The organism is Komagataeibacter europaeus (assembly GCF_002173515.1).
Taxonomy (GTDB): Bacteria; Pseudomonadota; Alphaproteobacteria; order Acetobacterales; family Acetobacteraceae; genus Komagataeibacter; species Komagataeibacter europaeus.
Map to the genome: position 1 here is coordinate 3,396,939 of NZ_CP021467.1, position 20,874 is coordinate 3,417,812.

Annotated in this window: 17 protein-coding genes; 16 read left to right on the plus strand and 1 reads right to left on the minus strand. The window is 59.9% G+C overall.

Annotated elements, in window-relative coordinates; translation table 11 throughout:
• Nucleotides 1–11: 11 nt before the first annotated feature.
• Genes S101446_RS15630 through S101446_RS15640 form a run of 3 tightly spaced genes read left to right on the plus strand, consistent with a single transcriptional unit; the run spans nt 12 to nt 3,330 of the window.
• On the plus strand, nt 12–1,172 hold the full coding sequence (locus S101446_RS15630) for a glycosyltransferase (RefSeq protein ID WP_019086740.1): 1,161 nt from the start codon (nt 12–14) through the stop codon (nt 1,170–1,172).
• Complete coding sequence (locus S101446_RS15635; RefSeq protein ID WP_087608756.1) at nt 1,169–2,368, plus strand: glycosyltransferase; 1,200 nt, start codon at nt 1,169–1,171, stop codon at nt 2,366–2,368. Before S101446_RS15630 ends, S101446_RS15635 begins: the two co-directional genes overlap by 4 nt.
• A complete protein-coding gene (locus S101446_RS15640) occupies nt 2,365–3,330 on the plus strand; it encodes a glycosyltransferase family 2 protein (RefSeq protein ID WP_087608757.1) in 966 nt (321 codons plus the stop codon). Before S101446_RS15635 ends, S101446_RS15640 begins: the two co-directional genes overlap by 4 nt.
• Nucleotides 3,331–3,492: 162 nt before the next feature.
• Here the strand turns inward: S101446_RS15640 and S101446_RS15645 are convergent, their stop codons facing one another.
• Nucleotides 3,493–4,824: a UDP-glucose dehydrogenase family protein gene (locus S101446_RS15645; protein ID WP_048850048.1), complete on the minus strand. Its 1,332-nt coding sequence runs from the start codon at nt 4,822–4,824 to the stop codon at nt 3,493–3,495.
• Between the two features lie 316 nt (nt 4,825–5,140).
• Between S101446_RS15645 and S101446_RS15650 the strand changes: the two genes are divergently transcribed.
• The 13 genes from S101446_RS15650 to S101446_RS15705 all read left to right on the plus strand — a co-directional run bounded on the left by S101446_RS15650 (nt 5,141) and on the right by S101446_RS15705 (nt 20,849).
• The gene (locus S101446_RS15650; RefSeq protein WP_087608758.1) at nt 5,141–6,619 is read left to right on the plus strand and encodes a mannose-1-phosphate guanylyltransferase/mannose-6-phosphate isomerase; all 1,479 of its coding nucleotides are present in this window, start codon (nt 5,141–5,143) and stop codon (nt 6,617–6,619) included.
• 363 nt (nt 6,620–6,982) lie between these two features.
• Complete coding sequence (locus S101446_RS15655) at nt 6,983–8,485, plus strand: exopolysaccharide biosynthesis polyprenyl glycosylphosphotransferase (RefSeq protein WP_244184309.1); 1,503 nt, start codon at nt 6,983–6,985, stop codon at nt 8,483–8,485.
• A 36-nt stretch (nt 8,486–8,521) separates the two neighbouring features.
• The gene (locus S101446_RS15660; protein ID WP_087608760.1) at nt 8,522–9,337 is read left to right on the plus strand and encodes a WecB/TagA/CpsF family glycosyltransferase; all 816 of its coding nucleotides are present in this window, start codon (nt 8,522–8,524) and stop codon (nt 9,335–9,337) included.
• 5 nt (nt 9,338–9,342) lie between these two features.
• Nucleotides 9,343–11,553 carry a GumC family protein gene (locus tag S101446_RS15665; RefSeq protein ID WP_232272530.1) on the plus strand — a complete coding sequence of 737 codons (2,211 nt, stop codon included), beginning with the start codon at nt 9,343–9,345 and terminating at the stop codon, nt 11,551–11,553.
• A 17-nt stretch (nt 11,554–11,570) separates the two neighbouring features.
• A complete protein-coding gene (locus S101446_RS15670) occupies nt 11,571–12,722 on the plus strand; it encodes a glycosyltransferase family 4 protein (RefSeq protein ID WP_087608761.1) in 1,152 nt (383 codons plus the stop codon).
• Nucleotides 12,722–14,200 carry a flippase gene (locus S101446_RS15675; RefSeq protein ID WP_048850056.1) on the plus strand — a complete coding sequence of 493 codons (1,479 nt, stop codon included), beginning with the start codon at nt 12,722–12,724 and terminating at the stop codon, nt 14,198–14,200. The genes S101446_RS15670 and S101446_RS15675 overlap by 1 nt, the downstream gene beginning before the upstream one ends.
• 8 nt (nt 14,201–14,208) lie before the next feature.
• On the plus strand, nt 14,209–15,585 hold the full coding sequence (locus tag S101446_RS15680; protein ID WP_052957763.1) for an outer membrane beta-barrel protein: 1,377 nt from the start codon (nt 14,209–14,211) through the stop codon (nt 15,583–15,585).
• A gap of 95 nt (nt 15,586–15,680) precedes the next feature.
• Nucleotides 15,681–16,238 (plus strand): polysaccharide biosynthesis/export family protein, encoded by a 558-nt coding sequence (locus S101446_RS15685; RefSeq protein ID WP_087608762.1) that lies wholly within the window; start codon nt 15,681–15,683, stop codon nt 16,236–16,238.
• 33 nt (nt 16,239–16,271) lie between these two features.
• A complete protein-coding gene (locus S101446_RS15690; RefSeq protein WP_019086458.1) occupies nt 16,272–17,423 on the plus strand; it encodes an acyltransferase family protein in 1,152 nt (383 codons plus the stop codon).
• Nucleotides 17,424–17,657: 234 nt separating this feature from the next.
• On the plus strand, nt 17,658–18,734 hold the full coding sequence (gene rfbB, locus S101446_RS15695) for a dTDP-glucose 4,6-dehydratase (RefSeq protein ID WP_087608763.1): 1,077 nt from the start codon (nt 17,658–17,660) through the stop codon (nt 18,732–18,734).
• Nucleotides 18,731–19,651, plus strand: a complete 921-nt coding sequence (rfbA, locus tag S101446_RS15700) for a glucose-1-phosphate thymidylyltransferase RfbA (protein ID WP_087608764.1) — start codon at nt 18,731–18,733, stop codon at nt 19,649–19,651. Before rfbB ends, rfbA begins: the two co-directional genes overlap by 4 nt.
• Nucleotides 19,617–19,967: a hypothetical protein gene (locus S101446_RS17800; protein ID WP_157684858.1), complete on the plus strand. Its 351-nt coding sequence runs from the start codon at nt 19,617–19,619 to the stop codon at nt 19,965–19,967. Before rfbA ends, S101446_RS17800 begins: the two co-directional genes overlap by 35 nt.
• Nucleotides 19,968–20,078: 111 nt before the next feature.
• Nucleotides 20,079–20,849, plus strand: a complete 771-nt coding sequence (locus S101446_RS15705; protein ID WP_087608765.1) for an SDR family oxidoreductase — start codon at nt 20,079–20,081, stop codon at nt 20,847–20,849.
• Nucleotides 20,850–20,874: the final 25 nt, after the last annotated feature.

A 20,874-nucleotide genomic window follows, 5' to 3' on the forward strand; every position in this document is an offset into this window, starting at 1 on the left:
GAGCGAACAACATGACTGAGGCAGGTGATAACGGACCGCGCATTTCGGTTGTCATGGCAACCTATAACGGGGCCGCCCATATCCGCGAACAGCTGGACAGTCTGGCGGCACAGACGTGCCTGCCCGCCGAACTGGTCGTGACGGATGACGGTTCGACCGATGCCACGCTGGACATCGTGGCCGATTTTGCCCGCACCGCGCCCTTTCCGGTGCAGATCCACCGCAATGCGAAACGCTTTGGCTACAAGGGCAATTTCATGCATGCGGTCACCCTGAGTTCAGGCGACCTGATTTCCTTCTGCGACCAGGATGATTTCTGGAAAAGCGACAATCTGGAACGTGTGCGTCAGGCGTTCATGAACGACCCGGATGTGCTGATGGTCTTCCATAACGCGCATCTGGTGAATGAACGGCGCGCGCCCATATCACCCTTTTATGCGACCCCGCCCGTTCCCCCCGTTTCGCGTCCGCTGACGTTGCAGCCATGGTGTTTTTCCTATGGTTTCATGCAGACATTCCGCGCGGACCTGAAGCCCGCCGGCGCCCTGTGGGCCCGCATGGGCGACCATTACAACCCGGGCAAGGAAATGGGGCATGACCTGTTCTTCTTCCTTGTCGCATCGGGTGTGGGCACCATTGTCTATCTGGATGACGAACTGACGGAATACCGGCTGCATGGTGGCAATACGGTGGGGTCGGGCAAGCGCACCAGACCGACATTCGTGGATCGCTGGCGTTACCGGCTGGAAGACCGGGCCGATACCTATCGCTACCTTGCCCGCATGACAGCGCAGGACAGCAGGATGTTTGCCGATCTGGCCCAGACGTCATCATGGTCAGAAACCATGCGTAACCGCGCCCGTGTCGCCGCCGAGGCATGGCGCGGGCTGGAACCGCTTTATATCCTGCGCGCCGAAGTCTGTTCGGGCACCCTGCCACGCCGTATCGCGGCCTTTGTCCAGCTGGTGCGGGAAGGGGGATATAGCGAACGTTCGTTCTGGACCTTCGGCAACCGCGCCATGTACAAGGATTTCGTGCTGGGCGTCCTGCTGGCGCCATTGGTGCGCCGGTTCGGCCGGGAATCATCGCGCACCGATCGTGCCTGCCATCGCGGCAGCGCCCATGACGCGCCCATGTCCCAGGCCGCCCCCGTGCAGGCCGTCGCGGCATGAAAATGCTGCCACAGGCAGGGACAGCCGTTCCCGGGGCATCCAGGCCCTGTGTCGCAATCTACCGAACGCAGATCCTGCCATGGTCGGAAACATTCGTGCGTGATCAGGCCCGTGCCCTGACGCGCTGGCGGCCAGTCCTGATCGGGGAGCGTACGGTGGGCCAGTTGCCGCTGGATGGCATGGCCGTCCGGGCATTGCATGATGGGCCGCCCACGTTCTTCCAGCGCCTGATTGGCATGGGGTCGCGTTATCTGGAACGTCCCGTGCCCGGCATGATGAAACTGGCGCGTGCCGTAAACCCCGCACTGGTGCATGCCCATTTCGGTTTTGACGGGGTGGAGGCATGGCCCGTGGCGCGCGCGCTGCATGTGCCGTTGCTGGTTACCCTGCACGGATCGGACATCACCACGCATATGCACTGGTTTGCATCAGGTGGCGGGGGACGGCGATGGCGTGCCTATCCGCGCAGGCTGAAACTGCTGGCCGCCCGGCCGCAGGTCAGTTTTGTCGCCGTATCCCACAGCATACGCGAGGCGGCACTGCGTGCGGGCCTGCCGGAACAGCGTATCCATGTCTGTCCCATCGGGATTGATGTCCATCGCTTCCACCCGACCGGCCAGCCGGTCGCCCGGCGTGCGCCGGTTATCCTGTTTGCGGGCAGGCTGGTTGAAAAAAAGGGTTGCCGCTACCTGATCGAGGCCTTTCGCACCGTGCGCGCGCAACTGCCTGATGCACAACTGGTCATTGCCGGTGATGGCCCTGAACGTGCGATGCTGACCAGCCTTGCCGCGGGGATGGAGGGCGTATCGTTTTACGGCCGGTATTCAGCAGCCGAAATGCAGCCGCTGCTGGCACAGGCCCGTGTTTTCTGCCTGCCCAGTGTCACCGCCGCCAATGGCGATGCGGAAGGCATGGGCCTGGTCCTGCTGGAGGCCCAGGCCTGCGGCGTCCCGGTCGTGACATCGGCGCGGGGCGGGGCGACGGAGGGCATTATCGACGGCAAGACAGGCTTTGCCTTTGCTGAAGGGGATGTCACGACGCTGGCCGCGCGCCTGCTGGATGTGCTGCGCGATGATGATCTGGCTGCGCGCATGTCCGCCGCCGGTCCCGTTTTCGTGGCGCAGAAGCATGACGTTACCCGCTGGGCGACGACACTGGAAAACATTTACGACAGTATGACAGGACGCATCCCATGAACGTTTCCATGTCCGTCAGTCTGGTCATTACCACCTATAATGCACAGGCTTTCATCATGCGCGCCGTCAGTTCCGCGCTGGAACAGACACATGCGCCGCTGGAAATCATCATAGTGGACGACTGTTCAACGGATAGTACGCCAGACCTGCTGCACAGGCTGGCGCGCGCGCATGGCAGTATCCGCGTCATGTCCACGCCGTATAACGGGGGGCCATCGGTTGCCCGCAATGTAGGGCTGGGTGCCGCACGGGGCGACTGGATTGCCTTTCTTGACGCGGATGACGCCTTTGCTCCCGACCGACTGGAAGTGCTGATGGCGCGCGCCGCCGTCGGGGATTGTGACGCGGTGGCGGATGACCTGGCCTATTATGACGCCATGGCGGGGCAGGTGACGGGCCGGGCGATGGGGGCGGGGCAGGTACCGCGCACGCCCATTGGCCTGCGTGATTACATCGCCCATAACCGATCGGGCGGGGAAGGCTTTGACTGGGGGTTGCTCAAGCCTGTTTTCAGGCGGGAATTCATGCTTGCCCATGGCATACGGTATGACCCCGTGGTGCGGCATGGGGAGGATTTCCTGCTTATGATCGCCTTCCTTATGGCAGGCGGCCGGTTTTTCCTGATCGATCACGCCACGTATCTTTATACGCAGCGCCAGGGCAGTGTCAGCGGGCGGGCATCGGGCATGTCGCGCACGACCATTGCGTATCGTGACATGCATGATGGCGCGCTGGCACTGGCGCGCGATCCGCGTATTTGCAACAACCCCGAACTGGTGGCCCTGCTGCGCCAGCGTGCGGCCGGATTGCAGCGGCTGGATGATTCCTATTTTGTGTCCGTGGCGTTGCGTTCGGGGGCGGTGGGGGCGATCTGCCGGCGTATCATGCGGCGTCCGGCATTCCTGCCTGCCATGATCCGGCAGATAGCGGCTGCACTCAGGCGCAGGTTGTGTCATTCCTGATTGCCAGAGAAAATTATATTGATGAATGAAAATTAGGGTGTTCGGGTGCCGCCTTTTGTAAAAAAGATGGCGTTCTTGCGAAGGTTTCTTAAACAGTCCTGAAGAACTGTCGTCATGATCTGTCCGGGCCATGCATGCATGGCCCGGATCTTTTCGTTGTGATTAGTGGGACCGTACCGCGTCCGGCCGCCCGAGTGAGATATATTCGAATCCCGCTTCCTTTATGGTTTTGGGATCCCAGATATTGCGCAGGTCCACAATCTTGCGGCCCTTCATCTCCCGCGCCAGTTTTTCCGGTGCAAGTGAGCGGAATTCATTCCATTCCGTCAGGACGACAAGGATGTCGGCGTCTCTGGCCGCATCCAGCGCATCCGTGCAGTAGGTAACGGATTGCGGCAGCACCGGACGTGCTGTTGTCATGCCGGCGGGATCAAACGCACGGATATGTGCGCCCGCCCTGTCCAGCATGTCGAGGACGGGAATGGAAGCCGCTTCGCGCATGTCATCGGTTTCAGGCTTGAAGGTCAGTCCCAGCACCCCGATCGTCAATCCATGCACATCCCCATTGGCAAAGGCGATGATACGCTCGCCCATGTCCTTCATGCGCTGGTCATTGACCGCGACAGTGGTTTCGATCAGGCGCACGGGTGATCCCGCATTACGCCCGATTGCGGTCAGTGCGCGTGTATCCTTGGGAAAACACGAACCGCCAAAGCCCGGGCTGGGGTGCAGGAATTTCTTGCCAATACGCCCGTCCAGCCCGATGGAGCGCGCCACGTCATTGACGTTGGCGCCAACCTTTTCACACAGGTCCGAGATTTCGTTGATGAAGGTAATTTTCATCGCGAGGAACGAATTGGCGGAATATTTGATCAGTTCCGCTGTTTCCAGCCCCGTAAAGACAATGGGTGTTTCCAGCAGGTAGAGTGGCCGGTACAGCTTGCGCAGGATCGTCTGCGCGCGTTCCGTACCGCCCGGTTTATATTGGTCTGTGCCAATAACGACACGGTCAGGCCGCATGAAATCCTGAATCGCATTGCCTTCGCGCAGGAATTCCGGATTCGACGCGATATCGAACTCCAGGTCCGGGCGCGTCTCGCGCACGATGCGTGCAATCTCGCGCCCCGTGCCAACGGGCACGGTCGATTTGGTGACAATGACGGTATAGGCGTCCGCCGCGCGCGCGATCTGTTCTACTGCGGCGTAAACATAACTTGTATCCGCCTGTCCGTCGCCCCGGCGCGACGGCGTGCCTACGGCCACGAACACGGCGTCCGCCCCTTTGACCGCGGCGGCCATGTCGTCGCCAAAGGTCAGGCGCCCGGCTTCCACGTTTTCTGCAACCAGGCGGTCCAGGCCGGGTTCGTAAATCGGGATACGCCCTTCACGCAGGGCGGTCAGGCGGTCCGGGTTGGTTTCGACAATGGCAACATCGGTGCCAAATTCCGCAAAACATGTACCGGAGACCAACCCAACGTAGCCTCCACCAATCATAGCAATTCGCACCGGGACCTCCCTGTTTCCGTATCGCGGCCTGCTGTCCGGAACAGGCTGCGACCTAGAGCTTTCAAAAGCGGGTTGAATAAAACCAAAAGTAATAAGGGGTGCATGTTCCGTAACCCGGAAGATGTCATGCGGATGCAACACAAGGGCATGATCACGACGAAAATATGTTTGAGCACCACATTCTTGACAAAAAAATTCCCGCTAAGTGCATCCCGCAACATCAATGTCCGACATGACCGGTTCCGTTTCCTTGGGGAAACGGCGGATACGTGCAGCATGAAACACGCAGGACGGAGTCACGATCATGACGTTTATGACAGCAACGGATGTAACCGTATCCGTGCCGGAATCCCGTAACCGGACCATCACGCCTGTTATCCTGTCCGGTGGCACGGGAACACGGCTATGGCCCGTTTCGCGTGCCAGCCACCCCAAGCAGTTCTGGGCGCTGGCATCAAGCCGCACGATGATCGGCGAAACATTGCAGCGCGCCACCGGCACGACATTCGCGCCGCCCATCGTGGTCTGCAATAACGCGCACCGTTTCCTTGTCGCTGAACAACTGCGCGAAAACGGGTGCGAGGACGGGCGGATCATCCTTGAACCCGCCGTGCGCAATACAGCCGCGGCAATTGCGGCGGCCGCGCTGCTGGCGGCGCAGGATGATCCCGAAACCCTTCTGTGGATCATGGCCGCCGATGCCGTTTTCCGTTATCCCGAGCGCCTGCCAGCGGTTCTGGAAAAGGCATCGACCGTGGCGCGGGAGGGGTACATCGTCACATTCGGCATGAAACCCGACGTGCCAGAGACGGGATATGGCTATATACGCCTTGGCGCGCCCCTGCATCCCGGTCACCCGGATGACAGCGTGTACCGTGTCGCCCGCTTTATTGAAAAACCCGACCACCTGCATGCGACCGAAATGCTGAACGAGGGGGGATACCTGTGGAATTCGGGCATGTTCCTTGCCTCCGCGTCCGTCATGCTGGCGGAGCTGAAACGGCATGAACCCGATGTACTGGAAAACGTGCGGCATGCCCTGCTTGGCAGTGAAAACGACCTGACCTTCCGCAGGCTGGAAGCCACGGCCTTCCTGCGTTCACCCAATGTCAGCATCGATTATGCGGTCATGGAGCGTACGGACCGTGCCGTTGTGATCCCTGCCGATCTGGGCTGGTCGGATGTCGGCAACTGGAATGCATTGTGGGAACTGGGCGACAAGGACGCCTGTGGCAATGTGGTCGTGGGCGATGTCGTGCTGGAACAGTCCCATAACTGTTACGTGCGCAGCGAAGGCATGCTGACCGCTGTGGCGGGCCTGACAGATATCGTGCTGGTGGTCACGCCTGATGCGGTCCTGGCGATTCATCGTGATTATGCGCAGGATGTTTCGGCGCTGGTATCACAGTTGAAGAAGGCCAACAGGGCGGAAGCCGAAATTCACAATCGTTGTTACCGGCCCTGGGGTTTTTACGAAGGGCTGATTCAGGGCGAACGGTTTCAGGTCAAGCGGATCGTGGTGTATCCGGGCCAGAAACTGTCACTGCAGAAGCACTTCCACCGTGCCGAACACTGGGTCGTGGTCAGTGGGACCGCGATCGTGACGCGGAACGAAGAAAAACTTATGTTGCAGGAAAACGAAAGTGTCTATCTGCCGTTAGGGTGTATGCACCGGCTGGAAAACCCGGGGCGTATCCCCCTGACCCTGATCGAAGTCCAGTCAGGTCCGTATCTGGGGGAGGACGATATCGTCCGCTTTGAGGATACTTACGGCCGACAGTAGGGAAAATGTCGGCGCATGCGCGTTGCCCGTGCGGGTTTCGCGCATGACCATCGATTTTCATTGTGCTGCCCTGGTATCTGGATATGCGTTCATATCGTTACGTTATAATAACGTACTTGCAGGATATTTTTGGTTCCATGAATAATATGTGATTTTGGAATTATTATCATGTATTGATGTCGTGACATATTTTTGCCCAAAAATACTCGCAATATTTCTGGACTGAGGAGCCGCATTCCGGCGTAGTGTAAAAAACAGCAACAGGTAAGGATCATTTCGCACTCGGTTGTGCAGTGCGGAAAATGGCAGGCGAAGCCTTATCCGGCGTCAGGTGCAGGCCACGCCGACAGGAGATGTTTCAAAATGAGCGAGGCACTCAGGCACTTGAAAAATGATGAAACAGACCTGTCGCCGCTATCTGTCGGGATCGATAGCATCCCGCGGGGTGTCCATACGGCACGTAGCGGGGATGACGGCTTTGCCTACCGTCATCCTGTGCTGACACAGGTCGTGGTCGTGTCGGACGCCATGTCCGTGTGCCTTGCCATCATGGCCTGTATTGCGTGGCAGCGTATTCATGACACACCTGATGAACTGTCTGGCGCCCTTCTGCTGGCCAATATCATGGCCGCGGGGGCGTTTTTTCTGTTCCCCAGGAATGTCCCGCTTCTGGATGTCCCCGACCTGACGCGGATTTCGTACCAGATCCGTTACCTGCTGCCGCCCGTGGTGTTTGGCGGGATCATCTTCTGCACCGTTCTGGTCATGCTGTCATGGCCACCTGGTGTTACGTTGCGCATGGGGGCGGAATGGCTGGTCTTTGTGGTGATCGCGCTGCTGATCGAACGGTGCGTGGGTACATATATCGTGCAGACGCATGCGGTAACCCGTCGCCTGGCACGCAAGGTGGCGATCATCGGCTCGGGCGCGGAAGCAACGCAGATGGCGTCGCGCATCAATGCACGCATGCAGCGCATATTCCGCCTGGTCGGGATCTTTGATGATCAGGGCGGCAATGTTGACGGCACGATAGAAAAACTGGTCCTGCATGCGCGTGAGGATCACATCGATGCGGTCATCATATGCCTTTCCCCCGCCGAAGGCGGGCAGCAGCAGGTCATGGACATATTGTGGCGCCTGCGTGGGGTGCTGGCGGATGTCTATGTCGTGCCGTCGCTCATGACGGAGGACTGCCACGGCTGGCCGGTTGAACGCTTCGGTCCGTTTTCCCTGACCGTATTGCAGCGCCGTCCGTTAAGCGAATGGGACACGTTGGAAAAGCGCGCGTTTGATCTTACTGCCAGCATGCTGCTGCTTGTGGCGCTGGCCCCCGTGCTGGGACTGGTGGCGCTGGCGATCAAGCTGGATTCCCGTGGTCCCGTGCTGTTCTGCCAGCCCCGGCAGGGTTTCAATAACCGTTACTTCAACGTGTTCAAGTTCCGTTCAATGTATACGGACATGGCGGATATGGATGCCGCGCGCCAGACATCGCGCGCCGACCCGCGTGTCACCCGTGTTGGCAAATGGATACGGCGGCTGAGCATTGATGAACTGCCGCAGCTTTTCAATGTGCTGCGTGGCGAGATGTCACTGGTCGGCCCACGCCCCCATGCACCGCAGACGCGCGCGGGCGGGCAATTGCTTCATGAGGCGATGGAGGAATATGTCGCCCGCCATCGTGTGCAGCCCGGCATTACCGGCTGGGCGCAGATCAACGGATCAAGGGGCGAACTGGTCACGCGCGATGATCTGCGCCGCCGCGTCGTACTGGACCTGGAATACATACGCGCATGGTCGATCTGGCTGGATATCAAGATCATTTTCCTGACCATAAAACGTGAGATCTTCAGTCGGAATGCGTTCTGAATTTCTTAATTTCCTGACGATGAACGGTGTATTCAAATGAACGCAAATACGGAAATCGCGGTAGATGATACGATTGTCGATGTCATGGGCCTGCCACTGCACGACATATCGCGCACGGACATTGTCCGCCGCGTGGTGGAGGCAGTGCGGATGGGACAGAAAATGACAGTCGTCAACGCCAATGCCCATATGGCGGTGGTTTCGCAAAAACAGCCGTGGCTGCGCACCCTGTTCCGGCGTGCCGATATTGCGTTCTGTGACGGCGCGGGCGTCCAGCTTGCGGGCATCATGCTGACGGGGCGGCATCTGCCGCGCACCACGCCGCCGGAATGGATCGGGCCGGTCCTGTCGAAACTGGGGCAGGATGCATCGGTATTCTGGATCGGTGGCAAGCCGGATGTGGTGGATAAGGCTGCAGCGGCCTTTTCTGACAGGTATGGCGTGCGCACGGTGGGCACGCAGCATGGTTTCTTTGACCCGACACCCGGATCACGTGAATCCACGCTGCTGCTTGAACGCCTGCGGGCAACGCGCCCTGACATCATCCTGCTGACCATGGGCATGCCCCGGCAGGAACGCTGGCTGTATGACAACATGGATCACCTGCCTACCGGGGTTCTCATTACCGCGGGCGCGCTGGTTGACCATGCGGCCGGACGTGTGCATCGCCCGCCCCGATGGGTCGCGAACATGGGGCTGGAATGGCTTGTGCGCCTGGTGCGTGAACCGCGCAGGCTGTGGCGGCGTTACCTGCTGGGACTGCCTGTATTCGGGTTTCATGTCCTCGTTTATTTGCGGCGCAGGCTTTTCGATCGGCCCTCGCCATCCATTTCGCGGAAACTTGCCGGATAAACAGCATGAATTACGTTTCCATACAGGGACGGGCCACTTCAATGTCATGGACAGCGCAGGATGTGGGCCTTGTCATCCGCCAGACAATGCGGGCGTTCCTGCGGCACAGGATGCTGTTCGCGCTGACTGCATTGGGGGTACTGGTTGCGGGCGGGGCAGTCATGCTGACGCTCAAGCCGCGCTATACCGCGACTACGACCGTCGTGGTGTCGGGGCGTGCGCAGCAGGATCCGCTGGCCCCCAACGGCCAGCAGCAGAACCTGGCCCCGCCGGATGACGAACTGGTTTCAACCGAGGCCGCGATGATCCATTCGCGCGATGTCGCCGCCGCCGTCCTGGCGCAACTGCCACCGCCGCCTGTCCCCCCGCATGTGGGCATGCGCGACCGGCTGTGCCACATGGGGCTGGGGTTCCTGTGCCATGCCAGCACGCCGGTTGACCCGGAAGTACAGCGTGAGCATGAGGAAGACGCCTTCCTCAACAACCTGACCATAACCCCGGAACCGCGCACGCAGATCCTTGATATCAACGTGGTGGATGGCAATCCCCAGCGTGCCGCCGCGCTGGCCAACGCAGTGGTCACGAATTACCAGCGCATTGCGCTGGCGCGGCAGACGGCGGACATCAATCACGTGGCCACATGGCTGGACAACCGCACGGCTGCCCTGCGGCAGCGGTGGCTGGATGCCGTGGAAAAGGCCAATGCCTTCGACAACGCCAATGGCCTGACCAACACCACCGAGGGCAGCACCAGCACGCCGCTGATCGAACGCCAGATTGCCGATACCTCCGCCAATCTGAGCCAGGCCGAAGGGCGGCTGGCGGCGGCGCAGGCCCGCGCCGACGCGCTGCGTGACGCCGCCGCGCGGGGGGATGCGCGCGCGGCGGTCGCCCTGTCGCAGGAACCCATTCTGGTCGCCACCGCCAATGCCCTCATGCAGTTGCAGAGCACGCGTCAGGAAGAAGCCGCGACCTATGGCCCGCAGCACCCGCGCCTGCGCGCGCTGGACCAGCAGATCGCAGCCACCCGTGCCAGCCTGGAAGCCGAGACACAGGCCGCGCTGAGCACCATCCGCGAAGACCAGATTTCCGCCCGCGCGGAAGTGCAGCGCCTGAACGAAAACCTCGAGCTTCTGCGTCAGAAGGCCGGTGGGCAGAGCGCGCCGCAGGCGGAATACCGCACGCTGGACCAGGAAGCGCAGAGCGCGCGCGCCGTGTATGAAACCTTTCTGGAACATGCCAAGGAAGTCGTGGACCGCGCGGCCCTGCTGCAGCCGCCCATCGCCGTCGTCTCCCACGCATCCGCACCTGACATGCCCAGTTTTCCCAACCGCAAGAAGATTGGCCTGGGCCTGATGGCCGTGGCGCTGGCGGCCGGGGCGGGGGCTGTCCTGCTGCGTGATTACTTCGCGGCCGGCTTTACCGAAATCGAGCGCCTGCGCGCGGCGGTCCCGCTGCCCCTGCTGGCGGTCGTGCCCAAGGTGGGCGGACGTTCGGAACAGACCGTGCGGCGGCATGTGATCGACCATCCCTATTCCCGTGCGACCGAAGCGGTGCGCAGTCTTGTCATGCAACTGTCCATGCGGGTGCATGAAGGGGGGCAGCCGCTATGCCTCGCCATTACCTCCGCCGGGCCGGAGGAAGGCAAAAGCACACTGGCGCTGTGGATGGCGACCGTAGCCCGCCGGGGCGGGCAGAAAGTGCTGGTGATCGATGCCGATCATCGCCGGGGCATGCTGGACCAGTACCTGACCGATGGCACGACGGGCCGGCCATCGCTGGGGATGAGCGACCTTGTGACCACAGGCGTGCCGGTGGCGGATGTCATCCGCACGGACCCTGATACCGGGTTTGACTACATTCCCGCCGGGCGCACGATGCAGCATGCCTTCAGCCCGGTCGAGATCCGGCGCCTGCGCGCCATACTGGCGGAACTGAAGCGGTCATATGAACTGGTCATCATCGACTGTCCCCCGCTGCTGGGACTGAGTGACGCGCTGGTACACGCCAACATGGCCGATCAGGTCATCTTTGTCTGCCGCTGGAAAAGCACGGCGCAGCGCGCCGTCATGGCCTGCCTGGAACGGCTGGAGGCCTGTGGCGCGCCGCTGGCCGGCGTGGTGGCCACCATGGTGGAAGACAACGCCATGGACGTGATGGGCTACAGCTACGGTAACCGGGACATCAAGATCCTCAGCCGTTTCGATGACAAATAGAACAGGGGGATGAAATATTGAAAGTTCTGCATATCTGCCGCCAGTTCAGTCCCTCTGTCGGCGGGCTGGAGGATTCACTGCTCAACCTTGCCCGCAGCCAGAGACAGGACATGGGCATTGATGCACAGGTCCTGACACTCGACACTGTATTCGGGCGTCCGGGCCGGCTGCCCCATCGCGACATGGTCGATGGCATACCGGTCATCCGCATCCCATGGCGTGGTTCGACCCGTTATCCACTGGCCCCGCAGGTGCTGCGGCATATCGGGACGTTCGACCTGCTGCATGTCCATGCGATCGATTTCTTTTTCGATTTCCTGGCGTGGACATGGCCGTTCCATCGCAAGACGATGATCGCCTCCACCCATGGTGGTTTCTTCCATACCGGTGCGCTGCGACGGATCAAGGAAATATGGTTCCGTACCATCACGCCGATTTCCGTGCGGGCATACAAGCGCATTGTCGCGTGCAGCTACAGCGATGCCGACCTGTTCCGCACCGTGGCGGCGGGGCGGTTGCAGACAATTGAAAACGGCATCAACCAGACGCGCTTCCGTGACGCCGCATCCCGCACGCCGGGACGCACCATCCTGGCCTTCGGGCGTTTTGCCGTGCACAAGCGGCTCAGGCTGCTGTTCCAGCTTGTCGCATTGCTGCGACGTGAAAACCCGGAATGGAAACTGATCGTTGCGGGCCAGGATTCCAACCTGACGGTGGCCGACCTGCGGCAGCAGGCACAGGCATGCGGCATTACGGATGCCCTGCGCATCGTCTCCGGTCCGTCGGACGCGGCCCTGCGTGACCTCATGGGGGAAGCATCTTTCTTTGGCTGCCTGTCCGCGCATGAAGGCTTCGGTCTTGCGGCGGTGGAGGCCATGTCCGCCGGCCTGATCCCCATCCTGAGCAACATCACGCCTTTTGCCCGGCTTATGCAGCAGGGGGCGGCAGGCGTCATGATCGATCCCGATAACCTTGCCCCCGGCGCGCGGGAGGTGGAGGCAATGGCCGCGTCCCTGCCGGATACGGCGGATGCCTTGCGTGCGCGGAATATGGAAGTGGCCAGTCATTACGACTGGGACAGTGTCGCGCAGGAATATGTGCGCCTCTATCAGCAGGTTCTGGGTCAGGCGGGACCACGGCCCGTCATGGCGACAGTAGGGGCGGAGTAATGGCGCAGAGCAAATTTTCCACCAATTTCCTGTTCAACGTATTCGGTTCCATTTTCCCGATCATCGTCTCGCTGGGCACCGTGCCATTCTACCTGCACCTGATTGGCACGGACAGGTATGGCATCGTGGCGATTTCGTGGATACTGCTGGGGTATCTGGGGTTTCTGGATTTCGGGCTGTCACGTGCGTCGGCCAATGCGCTGGCGCAGCTGGGTCATGCCTCGGCGCGGGAACGTTCGCCTGTGCTGATGACGGCATTTTACAGCAATCTCGGCCTGGGGGCGCTGGGGGGGCTGATCCTGTATCCGATCGGGGATATGGTGCTGCTGCATTTCGTACGGATTCCGCCCGACCTGCTGGCGGAAACGCGGCATGCCTATCCGTGGATGGCGGTCATGCTGCCGCTGGGCATGATCAATGGTGTGGCGACGGGGGCGCTGGAATCGCGCGAACGTTTCCTGCTGTCCAACATGCTCAATTCCAGCACCACCATGGCGGGACAGATCATCCCGCTCATCTGCATCCATTTCTTCGGGCCGCAGCTTACGGTTGTCCTGCCGTCCATCGTGCTGTCGCGGCTGGCCATGATCGGGCTGGCCTATTGCGTGGTCATGGTGCTGGAATGGCCGATCCGGCCAATGGACTTTGACGTGAAATGGCTCAAGCGCCTGCTGGGTTACGGGTCATGGGTCAGTATTTCCAGCCTGATCAACCCGCTGCTCGATACGTCCAACCAGCTTATCATCGGCGCGACGCTGGGGGTTACATCGGTCGGGCAGTACACCGTGCCGATGAACCTTGCCATGCGCTCGCAGGTCGTGGCGACGGCGCTGGCCCGCACGCTGTTCCCGCGCCTGTCCCGCGCCGACAGGGGGGAAGCGGTTGACCTGACCCGGCGGGCCACCGCGTCGCTGACCTACGGGTTCGGCATGATCTGCGCGCCGGGCATCCTGTTTTCGGGGGCGTTCCTGCATATGTGGGTGGGCGGCAGCTTTGCCGATGTCTCACGTCCCGTGGCCGAGATCCTGATGTTCGGGGCATGGACCAACGGCATCGCCTTCCTGCCCTATGGGCTGCTGCAGGGGCAGGGACGGCCCCATATCACGGCCAAGGTCTCGATGGTGGAGATTCTGCCCTTCTTCTGCGTATTGTGGGTACTGATAAAATGGTGGGGCCTGCCGGGGGCCGCGGCGGCCTGGACGTTGCGGGTCACGATTAATTTAGTTGCTCTTTACCTGTTGTCGGATTGCCTGTCACAGCAGACTTGGCGACTTGTGCCGGGGATGTTGATAATGACAGGAGCGCTGATTGTGAGTCTGTTGATTCCCATGAATCTGATAGCTTCCGCATGCGCCGCCGCCATGGCGGGGCTGGCGATGGCTGTCGCCGCATACCGGCTGGACCCGGGACTGCGTGACATGGCCCACCGATTTATCCAGCGTGCGGGGGGTAATCCCCGTCTTACGATTACAGGTTAGGGTAAGGTATGAAGGTAGGGCGGTTGCAGGATGGCGTCAGGGTATGGCGCTGCCTGTCGCGGGGACCGGTCGGGATGGTGGTGCTGGGGATCGGTCTGCATGCGCATCATGCGCATGCACAGCTGATCCAGCAGCTTTTCCCTTCTGATATTCCCGGATATTCGACGGATATGACCGGTTCGGTCGTAACCCGGCAGATGATGGGCCAGCAGACGGATGGCATTGGCCTGGGCAGTTGGCTGCTACGGCCCAGCGCATCGGAAAATGTGGGCTATAACTCCAACACGCTGGGCATCCCGGGATCGGGCAGCCCCGTTGTGCAGACTTCGGCCAATGTCAGCGTCAATTCGCGCTGGCGGCGTCATGCGCTGGGGGCGTCGGTGGGCATGGATGATCACCGTTACCCCACGCAGTCGATCGCCAGTTACACCAACTGGCACGGTAATATCGGCGGGACGCTCAACCTGGGTCACGATACGCTCAGCATGGCCTATTCGCATTATCAGTATCACCTGTCCGCGACCAACCTGGGCGTGTATGGCGTGGTCTACCCCGTGCCGTACCAGGTCAATGACGGGCGACTGACCTATACCAAGATGTTTGGGCGTTTCAGCCTGATCCCGGCATTCGATTATCAGGACTTCTCCTTCGGGACGGCGCCGGGGCCGATTTCCATTGATTACGGCACCATCAGCCACAAGACGGAAACCGGGTCACTGACCTCGCGCTATGAATTCTCGCGCGGGAATGCGGCTGTCGTCGTTTTTCGCGGGTCCGCCGCGCAGTATGATTCGGTGCCCGAGGCATCGGTCAACAATTATGCCGACGGGGCCGGTTTTGGTGGCGTGGATTTCCGCAGCGGGCAGGTGTGGCAGTACCGCCTGCTGGTCGGTGGGGAAACGCGCAGTTTCAGCAGCGGTCGCAGCCCATCTGTCACGACCCCGACATTCGAGGTCAATGTGTCATGGATGCCGCGCCGCATCGATACCGTCAACCTGACGGCGGCGCGCCACCTGAGCGACCCGGAAACCCCGTTTGCCCGAAATCAGGTGGTGACGGACGTGCGCCTGCAGTGGGACCATGAACTGCGGCGTAATGTGTTCCTGCGCGCCTATGCCGAATATGGGGAAAGTGCGTCACAGTCCAGCATGACGGTGCCCACCGGTTCCGCCACGGCCAGCCTGGAGGGCAGCCGCCTGCAGAAACAGATCCATTTCGGCGGGTCGGTTTTCTGGAACATCGACCGTCACGTCAGGGCGTCCCTGACCTATAACTATGTCAATAACGCCACATCGGGCGGGAACGTGAATTATCTGAACATCCCGGGGCGTCTTTCCACGTTTACGAGCAATACGATACTGTTGGGCTTTTCCTTCTCTGGCTGATGCTGGTTGGCCGCATATGCGGCCAGCGAAGGAAAACCACATTGAATGATTTGGGAGTGACCATGTTTGCAATGATACGGAACACGTGTCGGCCCATGACGATGCAGGCAGTCGGCGTCACGGCCCTGCTTGCGCTAAGCTGCTGCGCCTCGGCGCATGAGCCGTCCTTTGACGCGGTTGATACCCGGGCCTACCATCTTGGTCCGGGGGACCAGATCCGTGTCATTACCTATAATGACCCGCAGCTGAGCAACACGTTTACCGTAAGTGACAACGGGAACATCGATTTCCCGTTACTGGGAACGGTGCCCGCGGCGGGTGCCGAGCCACGCGATCTGGCCCAGCGCATTTCCGCCAGTCTGGAACAGAAAGGGATCCTGACGCAGCCCAGCGTATCGGTGGAGGTCGCGCAGTACAGGCCGATCTTCATCCTGGGTGAGGTCAACCATCCCGGGCAGTATCCCTATCAGCCGGGCATGACCATGCTGACCGCTGTCGCGCTGGCGGGGGGCTTCACCTACCGCGCGGTGACCGACCGCGCGACCGATGTGCGGCATGAAGACCTCAATACCCCGGCGCATGAAGGCCGCATATCACGTGCGACCGTCCTGCTGCCCGGTGATGTGGTGACGATTGACGAACGGTTTTTCTGAAACCTGAAAGACACAGGAAGTTAGGGGGATAACATGCCCAAGGCCCGTTCCATCCCCAGCCTGACCGGCGTGCGCGGTGTTGCGGCGCTATGGGTTTTCATGACCCATTTCTATGGTCTGGCTGCCGATATCCTGCACCAGCCATGGATGCTGCATTCACTGTTCCTGTTCAACGGTTTCCGGGGCGTGGACCTGTTTTTCGTGCTGTCGGGCTTTATCCTCATGCATGTGCATGAAGGGCAGTTCGCTGTCCTGCGGTGGCATGTGATCCGGGACTTTTTCATTGTCCGTTTCTTCCGGGTCTATCCGCTCAATACATTCGTGCTGCTGGCCATGGTGCCGCTGGTACTGCTTGCGCCCGGTTACGTGGCCATGCAGCGGTATTATACGGACCCGTCCTTCGCCTATCGCGCGCATAACCTGTCCCTGCCGGGATTTGTGCAGACCCTGCTGCTGGTCCAGAGCTGGACCGTGCTGAAACTGGGGGAATGGAACATCGTGTCATGGACGCTCAGCGCGGAGGTGCTGGGTTATCTCCTGTTCCCGCTGCTGGCCATGGGGGCAATGCGCATTGCATCGCCGCGCCATGCGCTGGCACTATGTGCTGCCAGCCTGGCGGTACTGGTCATGGTGCTGTTTGCCTGCCATCATGCCAATAACAACCCGACGGGTACGTTTGGCGCCATTCGCATGTTCTTCTGTTTTTGCGCGGGAATACTGCTGTACCGCGCCTATCACCTGCTACCCGACAGCATGGAACGGCATGCATCGTCCATTACGTTGGGGGCGGTGGCGTTTATTGCGGCGACACTGTTTTTTCCGGTCGTGCCGGTTCTGGATGTATTCGGGTTTACGGCGCTTATTTTCGGACTGGCCTACCAGCGCGGCGGGGTGGATGCGCTGCTGCGTTCTGGTCCGGTCATATGGCTGGGGCGTATATCGTTTTCGTTTTACCTGACGCATTACCTGATCATCGGCATCATATCATGGGGTATGGGCGAATGGTTGCGCCATCTGGGTTTTGTGCCGGGGCTTGCGGTTACTTTTGCAATATTCGGGTTCTGCCTGCTGGTGGGTGCGGTCTGTTATCATCTGGTTGAACGCCCCTCACAACGTTTGGGCCGCAGGGTCATGCAACGGGTCGAGGCACGTGACGCCATGGTTGCGGTACGCGGTGCAGCCTGACCGGCTGTATTCAGAAAGTCGTGTTATTCTGGGTTAATACTGTTTTTTTTATCTCATCAAGGCGACATTCTCCATATTTATGCCACAGACGGCCCATTACACTGTCATGATCTGATTGCGGTTATACATGACTGTTACAGTATTCCCGTTCGGTTTCAATGCATGGAATGATCGGGTTTTTCCGCTGCGAAAAGCCACGGGGTGCGGTCATGTTATGGGGGAAGGAAATAGGAAATGCGCATACTGATAACGGGAGGCTGCGGGTTTATCGGTTCCGCGGTTGTGCGGCATCTGATGGCCCAGACCGCGCATGATGTCCTGAATGTCGATGCCCTGACATATGCCGCAAGTATAAAGGCAACGGAAGATGCCGCGGCAAGCGGGCGTTACAGGCTGGAAGTGGCGGATATTACCGATGCCGCCGCCATGGCGCGGATATTTGATGATTTCGCCCCCGATGCCGTCATGCACCTGGCGGCGGAAAGCCACGTTGACCGTTCCATTGACGGACCCGGTACATTTGTCAGTACAAATATAGTTGGCACCTATACATTGCTTGAGGCGGCGCGCGCATGGTGGATGCGACAGGACGCCGCACGGCGGAAGGCATTCCGTTTCCACCATATCTCCACCGATGAGGTCTTTGGCGCGTTACGGCCCGGTGACCCGCCTTTTACCGAACAGACCCCTTATGACCCGCGCAGCCCGTATTCAGCCAGCAAGGCGTCATCCGATCATCTGGTCCGCGCGTGGTACCATACCTATGGTCTGCCGACATTTGTGACCAATACCACAAATAATTACGGACCGTGGCATTTTCCTGAAAAACTGATTCCTCTGGTAACGATCAACGCGATCGAGGGGCGTGAACTGCCGGTCTACGGCACGGGACAGAATGTGCGCGACTGGCTGTTTGTCGAGGACCATGCCGAAGCGCTGGTCCGCGCGGTGGAACAGGGACAGCCCGGTGAAACCTATGCCATCGGTGCCCGACAGCCGCGCACCAATATGCAGGTGGTGGAAGCGATCTGCACGATATTGGATGAACTGCGCCCCGATCCGGCAGGCCCGCATGCACGCCTGATCCGGCACGTGACCGACCGACCGGGGCACGACTTCCGTTATGAAATCGACCCGACCCATGCGGAACAGGCGCTGGGCTGGCGGGCCCGCCATGATTTTGAACATGGCATCCGCCGCACGGTGCAGTGGTACCTGGATAACCGGGAATGGTGGGAAAGCATTCGGGCCGCCCGTTATGGCGGGGAACGCCTTGGCCACACGGGTGACAAGATGGGAACAGCAGCATGAGCGAGAACACCGCGACAAAACCGACCAAGGGCATTCTTCTGGCGGGTGGTTCGGGCACGCGCCTGCACCCCATGACGCAGGCGGTCAGCAAGCAGTTGCTGCCGGTTTATGACAAGCCGATGATTTTCTATCCCCTGTCCACGCTCATGCTGGCGGGGATACGTGATATCATGATCATATCAACGCCTGCCGACCTGCCGCTGTTCCGCCGCCTGCTGGGGGACGGGTCGGATCTGGGTGTGACCTTCACGTATCGTGAGCAGCCTTCGCCCGATGGCATCGCGCAGGCCTTTATCATTGCCGATGACTGGCTGGATGATTCACCGTGTGGCCTGATACTGGGCGACAACCTGATTTTTGCCGACCATCTGGGCAAGCAGTTGCGCGCGGCGGCGACGCGGCCAACCGGGGCTACGGTCTTTGCTTATGAAGTACGTGACCCCGAACGCTATGGCGTGGTCAGTTTCGCCCCCGACGGGCATGCGCTGGATATTGTTGAAAAACCCACGCACCCGCTGTCGAACTGGGCTGTAACGGGGCTGTATTTCTATGACGGGCGCGTGCGCGAATATGCCCGCAGCCTGAAGCCCTCGCCACGCGGGGAACTGGAAATTACCGATCTGAACCGGATTTACCTGCAAAACGGTGACCTGCATGTCCAGCGTCTGGGACGGGGCTGCGCATGGCTTGATGCCGGCATGCCCGACAGCCTGATGCAGGCGGGGCAGTTCGTGCAGACCATCCAGTCCCGTCAGGGACTGCTGGTTGGCTCCCCGCATGAAGTGGCGTTCCGTCGTGGCTTTATTGATGCGGCGGCGCTGCAGTCCTATGCACGGCGCATGATAAAGACCGAACTTGGGCGCGCGCTTATGGACATTGCCAATGCCGTTCCCGAAAAGGATGCTGAAGCCGCCTGAGAGACTGTTTGAAAACAAGTGGTTGATAAAAAATAATAAAAGTTTTTGGGTGCCACCTTTTTTCAAAAAGGTGGCGTTCTTCGAAGCTTTTGAAAAAAGCTTCACCGAAAAACTTCTTTATGATTGCCGAATGTTTTCCGGGCCAAATTTTCAAACAGTCTCTGAAGGGCGTTTCAGGACGACTGCTGATAAAATCAGATGTTTCCGGGTGCCGCCTTTTTTCACAAAGGCGGTACCCGGTGAGGCTTTTTGGAAAACGCTTAACCGGAAATGTCCTTATGAATGCAGGTCGGTTCCTGACCTGATTTCAGGATAATGATATCACAAAAACGTGTCACCAAATTATGAATGTGTTGTGTCCCGTCAATGTGCTGAATGAGAATTTTCTTATATTTTAAGGGAAGTTACTGATTCAGGAGCAAAAGACATGGGACGTGTATCGGGAAAGGTGGCGATTGTCACAGGCGCATCGCGCGGGATCGGCAAGGCGACGGCCCTGCTGCTGGCGCGCGAAGGGGCGAAGGTGGTCGTGGCCGACCTGAAGGCGGAAGAGGGGGAAGCCGTCGTCGCGGACATTAAAAAAGCAGGGGGAGAGGCAATCTTCGTCCCGCTTGACGTCACGGCGGAAGATGACTGGAAGCAGGCGATGGGCGCTATTGCCACGCAGTTCGGGCGGCTGGACATTGCGGTCAACAATGCGGGCATTCTTTATTCCGGCTCCGTCGAGACAACCAGCCTTGCGGACTGGCGGCGTGTGCAGTCGGTCAACCTCGATGGGGTGTTCCTGGGCACGCGTTACGCCGTGGAAGCCATGAAGCCACATGGCGGGGGATCGATCATCAACCTGTCCTCTATCGAGGGGCTGATCGGTGACCCCACGCTTGCTGCCTATAATGCCAGCAAGGGGGGTGTCAGGCTGTTCACCAAGTCAGCGGCACTGCACTGTGCGAAACAGGGTTACAAAATCCGGGTCAATTCCATCCATCCCGGTTATATCTGGACCCCGATGGTGCAGGGCTTTACCAAGGAAACCCCGGATCAGGCCGCAGCCCGGCAGAAGTTGGTTGACCTGCACCCGCTGGGCCATCTGGGTGAGCCTGATGACATTGCCTATGGCATTGTGTTCCTGGCATCCGACGAATCAAAGTTCATGACTGGCAGCGAACTGGTCATTGATGGTGGCTATACCGCACAGTAATTCCATTTTCATTACTGTAAGTGGG